Raw genomic sequence first — 12,712 nt, forward strand, 5'->3', positions numbered from 1 at the left:
CACCGCTTTCATGTAACCTTGCCGCTGTAAACCAACAAAAAATCATTAACTTACTTCGTTTTGTGCGGTACAGGTAATTGTACTTTTAACAGTATGAATACGTTATAAGATCGATCCGAATTTTATCCAAAATATATGACACCTTTCACCCCGGCAATGGAAGGCCTGCTGCTTCGCATTCAGGAATACCGTCAGAAATATTATCAGAACCAACTGCTAAAAGGTGTTATTCTCTCGGCAGCTTTGTTGTTGACCGTATACCTTTTTTTCAATACCCTCGAATATTTCGGTCGGTTCAGCTCTGCTGTGCGTGGGACGTTATTCTTTGGTTTTCTGGCTGTACTTCTGTTCTCTTTTTTTCAATGGGTTATCCAGCCGTTGATACACCTCATTGGGATCAGGAAACCAATTTCGGACGAAGATGCTGCCCAACAGATCGGGGAATATTTCCCTGAAATCGGAGATAAACTTGTGAATACCCTGCAGCTGAGAAGTTTGTCGGGAAGCCAGTCGGATCTGATAGAAGCCAGTATCAGTCAGAAGTCAAAGCAACTGCTGATTGTAAAGTTTTCCGACGCCATTCGCTTCAACGAGAATAAAAAGCGGCTGCGATACGCCGTTTTCCCATTGGCTGCCATTGCTGCCATATTGCTTTTCAATCCAAAATTTTTTACCAGTAGTTCTGAGAGGATCATACATTTTCAGAAAAATTACACTTATGCACCTTTTTCGTTTCAGGTAGAGAATAGGGATCTAAAGGCCTTCAGGAATGAGGATTTTACCCTTAAATTGAAGCTTCAGGGGGATGCATTACCTCAGGATGTGTACCTGGTGCAGAACGACACCAGATTTAAGCTAACCCGTGGAGACAATCAGAACTATTCTTATGTATTCAAAAACATACAGCGAGATGTAGCATTTTCATTTGAGGCCGCAGGATTTAATTCTGATGATTATAAAATCAAAGTTGTGCAGCGACCATCCTTGTTATCCTTTGATGTAAACCTGCATTACCCTGCCTATCTCAATAAGCCGGCAGAGGGGTTGAGCAACGTCGGCAACTTGTCCGTGCCGGAAGGGACCAATATCGAGTGGAACTTTAACACATCAGCCACAAACGCACTGGGAGTCCGTTTTGAAAACGACTCCGCCTTGTATACCGGAAAACAGCAGGACTCTGAGCATTTTTCCGTGCGCCGATCCCTCAGGCGCTCATCTCAATACCAGGTTGAGTTAAAAAACAACGATGCTGCGAACGCAGATAAGATTGGGTATTATATCAACGTTATTCCTGATAAATTCCCGGTTTTAAATCTTGAAAATTTTCAGGATACCACCCTATATAACTACCTGGTACTGGGAGGGTCTATCACTGATGATTATGGATTTTCTCAGCTCAGGCTTTTCTATAGTCTTCAGCGGGAAAATGACAAATCCCCTTCCGCAGCCAGGAGTATCCCCATTCCATTCAACAAAACCGCCAATACACAGAGCTTTTTCTTTCAATGGTATGTAGACAGCCTCAGGCTTGCCCCAGGCGACAAGATCGAGTATTATGCCCAGGTGTGGGATAATGATGGGGTTAATGGCGCCAAAAGCGCAAGATCCCGATCCATGCAATTTACGGTTCCTTCAAAAGATCAGGTAGAGGCCGAAATAAGAAAGTCAGAGCAGGCGACCGAGAACCAGATACAATCCGCCATGAAAAAGGCGCAAAACCTGCAAAAAGATCTAAATAATCTGGACAACCGCCTGAAAACAAATAAGGAGCTTGATTTCAAAGAACAAAAACAAGTAGAAGAAATATTAAGGAAGCGTGAAGAGTTAATGAAAGAACTTCAGGCTCTGCAGGAGAAAAATCAAAGTTCCAATGAAAAATCGAAACAGTTCAATCAGCAAAGCCCGGAACTGCAAAGCAAAATTGATCAGCTGCAAAAACTGATGGATCAACTGATGGATAAGAATACAGATAAGCTGTACCAGGAATTAAAGAAGATGCTCGAGCAAAAACAGAGTGAACGTATGTCGTCCATGATGGAAAAATTGCGTAACAAAGAGCACAATCTGGAAAAGGAGCTGGAAAGAACGATGAAGCTCTTCAAACAGATGCAGCTTGAACAAAAAATGGAAAATCTAGTGGAGAAACTGGACGAACTGGCCGATCAGGAAGACAAGCTTGCAGATAAATCACAGGAGAACGACAAAAACAAAAATGGCGAGGATAAAAAAGGAAAGAATGAGGAGTTGAAAAAAGAGCAGGAGAATATCCAGAAAGAATTTGAAAAAGCCGCGGAGGATACCGAAGAGATTGAGAAATTGAGCGAAGAACTGGAGCAGCCGTTAGATACGCCGGAGGAAGATCAAAAAAAAGCTTCTGAGCAGATGGAGCAGAGTAAGAAGGAACTGGATAAGCAACAGAACTCAAAAGCCTCTCAGGCGCAAAAAAAGGCAGCAAAGTCCATGAAACAGATGTCCAAGTCGATGGCCGAAGCCATGGAGGCAGCTGAGATGGAACAGATGGAAGAAAATATGGACGCCCTAAGAGATATTCTGGAAAATTTGATCACCCTATCGTTTGATCAGGAAAGTTTAATGAAGGATTTTAGGGGTGTAAACCTTCAGGACCCGCGGTTCGTTAAACTGGGCCAGACTCAGCTCAAGTTGAAAGAAGATGCGAAAGTAGTGGAAGACAGTTTATATGCCTTGGCCAATCGTGTTGTGCAGATCCAATCATTTGTTACCAGGGAATTGAATGACATGAAGTCATACATGGATGAAAGTGTGAAAAGCATTAAAGACCGTCAGATTAACGCAGCTACGTCCAAACAACAGTTCGCGATGACTTCCATGAATAATCTGGCGCTGATGCTTAGTGACGTTTTCAAGCAAATGCAGGAGCAGATGGCCATGGCTATGCCCGGAAGCGGTAAAGGAAAAAAAGGAAAGCAAAAAGGGGATTCGCCGGGAATGGGCGAACGTCAGGAAAAGCTCAATGGCCAAATGAAACAGCTTGGACAGGGTAAAGAAGGCCAGGGAAACAATTCTGAACAGATCGCCCGTATGGCAGCCGAGCAAGCTGCCATAAGAGAATTGGTTAAAAGACTTGAAGAATCTTTGAGGGGCACAGAGGCCGGTAAACAACTTGGAAAAGAACTTCAGGATATCGCCGAAAAAATGGATGAGACAGAAACAGATCTGGTCAACAAAAGAATAACCCCGGAGCTGATTAAACGGAATCAGGAAATAACCACCCGCTTGCTCGAATCAGAAAAGGCCATGAAGGAGCAGGATGAAGATGAACAACGTAAAGCACAGACAGCGAAGCAGACACCTCGCCAGCCACCAGCAGCTTTTGAGAAATACATTCGGGAAAAGGAGAAGCAAACAGAATTAATTCGTACAATTCCACCAACATTTTCGCCATTCTACAAACGGGAAGTGGATGCCTACTTCCGTAAATATCAGGCACAAAACTGAGTCCAATCAAACTGTTATCTTATGTTAAATGTTACGGATATACGGGCATCGTTCAGTTACTTTGCCTGTATCTCTGTAAAAGAAGGTTAAACGAATCGTATTTAGATACTTAGTATCTTTGCGGAGCTTTTTATATTTAATATTTAACAGGTTACAAAAATTCTTCCACGTGAAGAATAGACCTTTTTAACGATCAGACATGCTCAAATTCTTCTCGGAAGAGATCAATTTCAAACAACCTCATCCCCTTAAAACCTCTAAATGGATCAAAAGTATCTCACAATCAGAAGGTTACAAAATTGGTTCCCTGAATTATATCTTCTGTTCAGATGATTATCTTTTGGAAATTAACCGGCAGTACCTTCAACATGATTATTATACGGATATCATTACCTTCGACAATAGTGAAGACGAAGGAATTTTGGAAGGGGACATCTACGTCAGTGTAGATCGGGTAAAGGAAAATGCTCAGAATTTGGGCATCGCTTTTGATCTTGAATTGCGGAGAGTTCTAATCCACGGACTACTTCACCTGATCGGATTTGGAGATTCAACAGAAGATTTAAAAGTAGAAATGCGTGCAAAAGAGGATGCATGTTTGCTTCAGTATTAAAATATTTCCACGTGGAACACTTTAATTAAAGTGCTTTAACAAGACTCAAAGAATCAGTAAAATTATGTTTCCAGAATATGATGTAATCGTGGTAGGAGCGGGCCATGCAGGGTGCGAAGCAGCAGCGGCAGCGGCAACCATGGGATCCTCTGTACTACTCATTACAATGAACATGCATACGATCGCTCAGATGTCATGTAATCCCGCAATGGGTGGTGTAGCGAAAGGTCAGATCGTAAGAGAAATAGACGCACTAGGCGGGCAGTCAGGAATCGTGAGTGATAAAACCATGATCCAGTTTCGCATGCTAAATCTTTCAAAAGGTCCCGCCATGTGGAGTCCGCGCTGCCAAAGTGACCGGATGCTTTTTGCACAGGAGTGGAGGAATATTCTCGAAAGCAATCCTAATGTCGACTTCTGGCAAGACACTGCCAAGGAAATACTGCTGGAAGATGGAAGAGCGGCTGGCGTAAAAACCAGCCTGGGAATTGAAATCAAATCCAAAGCAGTTGTCCTCACCAACGGTACTTTTCTGAACGGTCTCATTCACATTGGTGAGAAAAACTTTGGCGGTGGAAGAACGGGAGAGAAAGCTGCCACCGGTATTACCGAGCAACTCGTAACACTTGGTTTCGAATCAGGCCGAATGAAAACAGGAACACCCCCTCGCGTGGACGGACGCTCTCTTGATTATTCCAAAATGGAAGAACAACCAGGCGACGAGAATCCTGCCAAATTTTCCTATACGGCTACACAGCCACTTACCAAACAACGTAGCTGCTGGATCACCTACACCAACGCGGAAGTACATGAAGTACTCAGAACCGGGTTCGAAAAATCGCCCATGTTTTCAGGACGAATTAAGGGAATAGGACCACGTTACTGCCCATCTGTTGAGGACAAAATCAACCGATTCGCCGATAAGGATCGTCATCAGATTTTCGTAGAACCGGAAGGGTGGGATACCGTCGAGGTTTACGTCAATGGTTTCTCAACCTCCTTGCCAGAGGACGTACAATATGCAGCACTCCGTAAGATACCAGGCTTTGAAAATGCCAAAATGTTCCGTCCCGGCTATGCCATAGAATACGACTACTTTCCGCCTACCCAATTGAAACCAACACTGGAAACACATCGTGTAGGTAATCTATTTTTTGCGGGACAGATCAATGGCACAACAGGGTACGAAGAGGCAGCATGCCAGGGGCTAATGGCTGGTATAAATGCGCACAGGAATGTGAAGAATCTGGAACCGTTTGTTCTCAAAAGATCGGAAGCGTACATCGGTGTTTTGATCGACGATCTAATTAACAAGGGTACCGAAGAACCCTACCGAATGTTCACTTCCCGCGCCGAATATCGCACGCTGCTTCGGCAGGATAACGCAGACATCCGGCTTACAGAGAAAGGACATCACATCGGACTTGCTGATATCACCCGCCTGGAAAACGTACGTCAGAAGGTTAGCGAAGTAGAACAAATCATTGCACAATTCAACAGCATCAAGTTGCTGCCTGATGAAATAAACCCCGCACTTGAACAACTGGAAACGGCCACCATAAGAGAAAAAGTAACAGTTACACAGCTACTCAAACGGCCACAATTAACAATAGCCAAACTAGCCCAAGCACATCCGGATGTAAGCAATATCATTTCAAAATACAGCCATGATGCGATTCAACAAGCCGAAATACATCTGAAATATGACAGTTACATTGAAAAGGAGAAACTATTGGTTGATAAAATGAACCGATTGGAAGACCTTACCATCATTCCAAACTTCAATTACGATGGCGTTACATCACTATCGTACGAAGGACGAGAAAAACTAAAAAGAACCAGGCCGGCTACCATAGGTCAAGCATCACGCATTAGTGGTGTAAGTCAATCTGATATTTCCGTTTTAATGCTATTTATAGGAAGGTGATGCCACTAGAAACACTCATTCATTGCCCGATATGTAATTCGTCGAGCTTCAAAGATTACTTATCTGTTGAAGACTATACCGTTTCAAACCGAGAATTTACTATTCAGCGATGTAACAATTGCCAATTCATATTTACCAATCCAAGGCCCGACCAGCAGTCCATCGGTGAATATTATGCGTCGGAAGAATACATTTCCCATCACGATGAAAACTCTTCTCTGATGACCAAAGTGTACAACAAGGTACGCGACTATACCATTCATAGAAAGGTAAAAATGATTGCCGCTTTACAGCCCTCCAAAGGAACGCTACTCGATATTGGATGCGGTACCGGTAACTTTCTACAGGCATGTAAAAAAGACGGCTGGAATGCGAGTGGAACTGAACCCGATTCGGGAGCCAGAAGCCGCGCCTCTGACAAGGTGGGAGATACCATACACCAAAATATTCACAGCCCCTTGCTGGTAAATCAAACCTTCAATATCATAACCATGTGGCATGTATTAGAGCATGTACACCAACTCAATGAAACCATTTCCTGGGCCAGGTTACATCTCGCTACCCACGGCAATCTCATTATCGCTGTACCCAACCCGGAATCGTATGACGCATACAAATATGGTAAATTCTGGGCAGCGTACGATGTGCCCAGGCATCTCTACCATTTCACCAAAACAAGCATGAAGACCTTGCTGGAACCGCACGGGTTACACATTGACAGCATTAAGCCCATGTGGTTCGATTCATTTTATGTATCCATGCTCAGCTCTAAGTACAAATCAAAAAGTATAAACCTCATTGAGAGCACAACAACAGGCTTAATTTCCAACCTGAAAGCAAAGCCAAATGATATGCAATCCATCAATACATCCAGCCTGATTTATATTATATCAAAACAATAACCATACGCTACATCAAAAAACCCTCAATAGCATATCCGCATATTGAGGGTTTTTAGTTAATCATACGCAACCATGCTTAAAACAATTGTCTTCGCAGTACTTTGTCTGATACTCTTCGAACGCTGCGCACAGCAAGTATCCCCCACAGGTGGTAAAAAAGACAGTATCTCTCCAACGCTGATTCAAAGCATACCACTCAATAAAACAATCAATTTTAAAGGCAACAAAATCGAATTGCTGTTTGACGAATATGTAATTCTGGACAACATCATGCAGAAACTGATCATAACCCCAACAATCGAAAATCCCTACACCTTTAAATCCAACGGAATGTCTGTTACGCTGAATTTTAAAAAAAGCTTTGACGACAGTACTACCTACACCCTTAATTTCGGGGATGCAATTAAAGATTTTGCCGAAAAGAATCCAGCAAAAAACCTCAAACTTGTCTTTAGCACTGGCAGTTCACTCGATTCTGGTCGCGTTTACGGCACCATTAAAGACATCAGAACCAACTTACCTGTACTAGACGCCCTGGTAGGCCTCTATGACACCAGCGATACGCTGAATCCCGCAAAACAAAAACCCATCTACTTTTCCAGAACGGACAGCAGTGGGCTTTTCTCCATAGAAAATGTACAAATTAAGGACTACAAACTCATTGCAATGGATGATAAAAACCGTAACATGCTTTATAATACCAAAGAGGAGCGGATTGGTTTTTTGAATAAGCCTGTAAATGCGGGATCCGACTCGCTTCGCTACCAACTCAGCCTTTTCCAGTCAGACGTGACCCCGCTTAAGGTACAAAGAACCCTGCCCAGGGTGAATAATTACACCGTAGTTTTCAACAAACCCATTGAAAACGTCCAAGTGAATTTTGCCAACAACGATTCTTTACCATACATCCTCGAAAACCCATCCCAGATCAAATTTTTTAACGTGCTGCCACATGCGGACACAACACTCGTCAAGCTCACCGTAACCGATTCGTTAGGGAAAATCACAGCACTTCCAGACACCAAAGTGACGTTTCAGCCGCAAAGAGGCAAGGAACGACAACGTGATGCCTTCAGTATGACGTCACTCCCGGAATCCAATAAACCACTCACTACCAACTTTACATATAAGCTTACCCTAAACAAACCAGTCCGATACCTTGACGACAAGAGTATACGCTTGATATCCGATAGTTTAAGCCATGAAACTTTAAATACATTTCCATGGAACTGGAACCCCACTCACAACATCCTCACCGTAGAGGCTAAATCATTTGCCAAGGACAGCATCAAATGGGAGTTTCCCAAAGGAAGTATAATCAGTGTAGAAGGCGATACACTACCACGAACATTAATCAGGCATACAGTACTTAATCCCGAACAATATGGGGTTTTGAGTGGCTCAGTAATAAATATGGATACAGCCAATCATTTCGTCGTAGAGCTCGTCGATGAACAAAACAAAGTACATTTCACTGCATATAAAAGCCCCTATACCTTTAAGAATATACCACAGGGCAAATACATGCTCCGTCTTATTCTGGATGCGAACAGAAACAAAAGATGGGATTCGGGAAATATTGAAAAAGGTCAGCAACCAGAAACCATTGTATATCTGCCAGAAAAAATACTTGTTAAAAGCAATTTTGAACTCAACGACATCAATATAGCCATTCCTAAATGAATTTCCCGATTATCTTATACACTTTGTGTGGATAACTATGTGTATAACCCTGATTTTTTGTTAGTAAACACTAGAGTTTTGTTAACAACTTTGTGGATAAATCGATAATTCTGTTTATAACTTCCAGGTTGAAACAGAAAAGTGGACAACTCCTATCTAAAAAGAAGTTAACAGTACGTTAATACACAAGTTGGAATGTGAATAGTTAAAAGTACCACAGCAAAACGCTTTACCCACAACACAATGTCTATAAATAATTTCCTATATTGTATTTCAACCACTTAGATGTGTAAAATTCCGAAATACGATGTGGATAAACCAACAGAGTTATCAACAAATTGTTGATAACTCTGTTGGTAGCATGTAGATAACTGTTTTATCTACATATCCACAGCCCTAGAGAATAATAATAATTAAGAACAAATTTTTTTTTCTATTATGAAAAAGGTTTTGTGGTGGATTGTATTGTGGATAGGTGTTGCGGCGGCGGGCGCGGCAAGTGCCCAGACCGAGAAGGAACTGGCCGACGAATACTTTAAAAAGGATGATTGTGTCAAAGCAATTTCTTATTATGCCCGTATTCTTAAGGATGGATTCGATATAGCTGCGCTCAGAAATTATGCGCTGTGTGCCTCAAAAACCAAAATTTGGGGTGATGCAGAGCAGTTTTTTAAGAAGCAGATCAAGAATGATGCTTCAAACGCTTCCTGGTACTATTTATATTGGGGTTCGCTTTTGGAAGATCAGGGTAAGTCCGGAGAAGCTTTTAAAAGGTATGAGCAAACCTTGGCTGCTACCGGTCAAAAAATTGATCAGAAGCGGGACATGGCCGAAGAATTCCGGTCCAGGAATCAGCCTCTTTGGGCAAAAAACGCATATCTGCAAGCCAGGGAAACTGCTAAGCGTAGTGACCTTTTTCAACTGGAACTTGCGAGCACGTACCGGGATCTCAATGAACCTGAGAAGATGATCGATGAGCTATTGTCCTATGGGACACGTTACCAAAATATGGAGGTGGTGCAAAATATGCTGGGTGATTTTACCAAAGACGAAAAAGAGCAGGCGCTCCTGGAAAAGGTTCTTTATGAAAAGATTCAAAAGTTTCCCGACCAAGGTTTCTATAACGAGCTGCTGATCTGGTATCAAATACAGCGTAAAGACTTCTATAAAGCTTTTATTCAGGAGAGAGCGCTGGACAAGCGTTTCAAGCACAATGGATCCCGGCTTTACAATTTGGGTATGCTCGCTCTTCAGAATATTGATTACGCCAATTCTGTGGCTATTTTCGACTACATTGTAAAAGAATACCCTAAGGGTCAGCTGTACCCCGTGGCACGTCGTATGGCCATATTTTCGAGGGAAGAACAGGTAAAGAATACCTATCCGATAAAACGGAACGAGGTATCTAAGCTATTGAGTCAATATCAGCAGCTTGTGGATGAACTTGGCGTAGGAGCCCGTACCGTTGAGGCCCTTCATAATATGGCCATGCTCAATGCATTTTATCTGGATGATTTCAAAAAAGCGATTGCAACGATGCAGTTGGCGATAGAGGGAGGAAAATCGGAAAAGAATTTTGTAGACAAATGTAAACTGGACTTGGGTGATATCTATTTGCTTCAGGGAGAGCCTTGGGAGGCCAGTTTGCTTTATTCGCAGGTAGAGAAGTCTCAAAAGGACGATCAGTTGGGATATGAGGCCAAACTACGTAATGCTAAACTGAGCTATTTTAAAGGCGAATTTGAATTAGCCAAAGCCGTGTTGGATATTCTTAAAAAGGCGACTTCACGAGAAATTGCGAATGACGCCAATCAGCTTAGTTTACTGATCATGGATAACACAGGACTTGACAGCAACGAAACGGCGATGAAGCAATACGCTAATGTTGAACTTATGCTTTTTCAAAACAAGAAGTATGAGGCCATTGATACATTGAAGCAACTTTACCAAAAATATCAGAAGCACAGTTTATCGGATGAGATTCTATGGCTTACTGCCAAGACTTATATGAAGCTGGATAGTAACCAACAAGCCCTGGTCATTCTTCAGACCTTGACCTCAAAATTTGGAATTGATATATTGGGAGATGATGCGCTTTTTTCCATGGCCAAATTGTACCAGGAAAAACTGAAGGACAAAGATGAGGCGATGAAATTATACCAACAGCTTATGGAAAAATATCCGGGAAGTATTTTTGTTGCTGAATCGAGAAAACGCTTTAGGCAGTTAAGAGGAGATGTCGTTAATTAAAATTAAAAATGTAAAAAGGAAGGTGAGGGCTAATTTTCTGCTCAATCTTCCTTTTTACATTTGTGTATATGCGCACAAGAGTATACCCAAATCGTTCTATTCAAATCTCAGAGCCCCATTTTTAGGTTTTTTATATCATAAAGAGCTCATTAGTAAATTCTTAAATGAATAAAATGAAGCATCCATTTTGATCGATACTTTTTCAATCGAAAGAAGCAATTTAAGCCTTTCCGGTATTTCGATCGTTTTTCCCAATGTTTCTTCCACAAGGTCGATAAATTTTGCGGGGTGGGCAGTTGAAAGGAAAACTCCCGTAAAATCACCGCCCTGTTTTTGACGGAAATCCTGAAGCCCCCGAAATGCTACCGCAGTGTGTGGGCAAACGACATAATTTGCATTACCATAAATTTCCCGCATGGTTTTACGCGTCTGCTCATCATTGTAAGAAAAACCTGAAATTTTTTCAGTCACCCGTTTCCAGTCGTCATCGAAAAACCGAACCATTCTTACAAAATTACTTGGGTTACCCACATCCATCGCATTGGAAATCGTTTCTACCGAAGGTAAAGGCTGATAGGTACCATTCTCCAGGTATCGCGGTACCGCATCATTCAAATTGGTTGCCGCAATAAAATGTTCGACAGGGAGGCCCATTCTGTAAGCAAGCAATCCGGCACTCAAATTTCCAAAATTTCCGGATGGCACTGAAAATACAAGTGGTTTGCCTAATTTTTTAAGCTGAGCGTAAGCCGAGAAAAAATAGAATGACTGCGGAATGAGTCTTGCTATGTTGATGGAGTTGGCGGACGCAAGATTGTATTTTGCGGTAAGTTCAGAATCCAGGAAGGCTTCCTTCACCAATTTCTGGCAATCATCAAACGTACCATAGACCTCTATGGCCGTGATATTATTACCCAATGTCGTTAACTGTTTCTCCTGAATATCGCTTACTTTCCCACTAGGGTACAGGATGGTAACCGAAACACCCGGCACGTTGTAAAAACCTTGTGCAACTGCCCCTCCGGTATCTCCGGAAGTGGCAACAAGAATCTTTATTTCTTTCTTAGAACGTAGGAGAAAATAAGACATAAGTGCCGCCATAAATCTTGCACCAAAATCCTTAAAGGCCATAGAAGGACCATGAAACAGTTCCAGCACGTAATCATCAGGAGTGATTTGTTTAACCGGAGCTTCAAAATCATATGCTTTATCTATTATTTTTTCAATATCCTGTCGCGAAATGTCGTCAGCTAATAAGGTATAAGCAACCTCAACAGCAATTTCCTTAAAAGATTTTGTTTCGATTCCTTCCAGGAACTCCGGTGATATTCGCGGGATAGCAATGGGCATATAGAGTCCATTGTCCTGGGGAAGGCTTCTGAATACCGCTTCTTCAAGAGAAGCTTCCAGACTTTTTGTTTTGGTGCTGTAAAACAACATTATTGGGAATATTAAGAATAAATCATGCAGATCAGGCAACAAATTTAATCAAAATACCGGGTGGTGTTACACAGAAAGGTAATTTGAGAAAAGTGCATAACTTGCCTTTTTTATGATCTGTTAAAGGCATAAAACCATCCTGACCAGAAGATTGTTGCCTGGTAACCAATAAATGCAAAATGCAGAAATGATTTCTCGCTTTTGCTCATCCAGTTGGTTTATTTAAATACTTTGAAAACCAATAAGTTAATTAACAAACCATATATATTATTATGTCGAAAGGTATCTTCAAAGTTCCGGAAATTAAAAATGAGCCGGTTAAAAATTATGCTCCCGGATCTCAGGAAAGAGATCAGTTAAAAGAGGCATTGCATGAGGCGCGTGGGCAGGTTATAGAAATACCACAATTCATTGGAGGTG

8 protein-coding genes (1 of these 8 cut by a window edge) are annotated in these 12,712 nt (G+C 42.0%); 7 read left to right on the forward strand and 1 reads right to left on the reverse strand.

Annotated elements, in window-relative coordinates:
• The first annotated feature begins 156 nt into the window (after positions 1 to 156).
• From DYADSP32_RS18995 to DYADSP32_RS19020, 6 genes are all read left to right on the forward strand, one after another.
• On the forward strand, positions 157 to 3,477 hold the full coding sequence (locus tag DYADSP32_RS18995) for a DUF4175 family protein (protein WP_149244770.1): 3,321 nt from the start codon (positions 157 to 159) through the stop codon (positions 3,475 to 3,477).
• Between the two features lie 199 nt (positions 3,478 to 3,676).
• Positions 3,677 to 4,090, forward strand: coding sequence for an rRNA maturation RNase YbeY (gene ybeY / locus DYADSP32_RS19000; RefSeq protein ID WP_149241274.1), 414 nt, complete (start codon positions 3,677 to 3,679; stop codon positions 4,088 to 4,090).
• A gap of 64 nt (positions 4,091 to 4,154) precedes the next feature.
• Positions 4,155 to 6,017 (forward strand): tRNA uridine-5-carboxymethylaminomethyl(34) synthesis enzyme MnmG, encoded by a 1,863-nt coding sequence (gene mnmG, locus DYADSP32_RS19005; protein ID WP_149241273.1) that lies wholly within the window; start codon positions 4,155 to 4,157, stop codon positions 6,015 to 6,017.
• Positions 6,017 to 6,919, forward strand: a complete 903-nt coding sequence (locus DYADSP32_RS19010) for a class I SAM-dependent methyltransferase (protein WP_149241272.1) — start codon at positions 6,017 to 6,019, stop codon at positions 6,917 to 6,919. The genes mnmG and DYADSP32_RS19010 overlap by 1 nt, the downstream gene beginning before the upstream one ends.
• A gap of 72 nt (positions 6,920 to 6,991) precedes the next feature.
• Positions 6,992 to 8,602, forward strand: a complete 1,611-nt coding sequence (locus DYADSP32_RS19015) for an Ig-like domain-containing protein (protein ID WP_149241271.1) — start codon at positions 6,992 to 6,994, stop codon at positions 8,600 to 8,602.
• Positions 8,603 to 9,040: 438 nt separating this feature from the next.
• A complete protein-coding gene (locus tag DYADSP32_RS19020; protein ID WP_149241270.1) occupies positions 9,041 to 10,852 on the forward strand; it encodes a tetratricopeptide repeat protein in 1,812 nt (603 codons plus the stop codon).
• Between the two features lie 135 nt (positions 10,853 to 10,987).
• Here the strand turns inward: DYADSP32_RS19020 and thrC are convergent, their stop codons facing one another.
• A complete protein-coding gene (thrC, locus tag DYADSP32_RS19025) occupies positions 10,988 to 12,292 on the reverse strand; it encodes a threonine synthase (RefSeq protein WP_149241269.1) in 1,305 nt (434 codons plus the stop codon).
• 272 nt (positions 12,293 to 12,564) lie between these two features.
• On the opposite strand from thrC, the gene pruA reads away from it, so the two are divergent.
• Positions 12,565 to 12,712, forward strand: partial view of an L-glutamate gamma-semialdehyde dehydrogenase gene (pruA, locus tag DYADSP32_RS19030; protein ID WP_149241268.1) — the 5' portion only. It continues 1,487 nt past the right edge of the window; 148 of the gene's 1,635 nt are visible here — the first part of the coding sequence; it begins with the start codon at positions 12,565 to 12,567; the stop codon falls past the right edge of the window.

Origin of the sequence: Dyadobacter sp. 32 (assembly GCF_902506755.1) — a bacterium.
In the GTDB taxonomy this organism is placed as follows: Bacteria; Bacteroidota; Bacteroidia; order Cytophagales; family Spirosomataceae; genus Dyadobacter.

What these genes read in the sequence shown, in the direction of transcription:
- DYADSP32_RS18995 (WP_149244770.1), top strand. Translation starts at nt 157, where the DNA reads ATGGAAGGCCTGCTGCTTCGCATTCAGGAATACCGTCAGAAATATTAT.
- ybeY (WP_149241274.1), top strand. Translation starts at nt 3,677, where the DNA reads ATGCTCAAATTCTTCTCGGAAGAGATCAATTTCAAACAACCTCATCCC.
- mnmG (WP_149241273.1), top strand. Translation starts at nt 4,155, where the DNA reads ATGTTTCCAGAATATGATGTAATCGTGGTAGGAGCGGGCCATGCAGGG.
- DYADSP32_RS19010 (WP_149241272.1), top strand. Translation starts at nt 6,017, where the DNA reads ATGCCACTAGAAACACTCATTCATTGCCCGATATGTAATTCGTCGAGC.
- DYADSP32_RS19015 (WP_149241271.1), top strand. Translation starts at nt 6,992, where the DNA reads ATGCTTAAAACAATTGTCTTCGCAGTACTTTGTCTGATACTCTTCGAA.
- DYADSP32_RS19020 (WP_149241270.1), top strand. Translation starts at nt 9,041, where the DNA reads ATGAAAAAGGTTTTGTGGTGGATTGTATTGTGGATAGGTGTTGCGGCG.
- thrC (WP_149241269.1), bottom strand. Translation starts at nt 12,292, where the DNA reads ATGTTGTTTTACAGCACCAAAACAAAAAGTCTGGAAGCTTCTCTTGAA.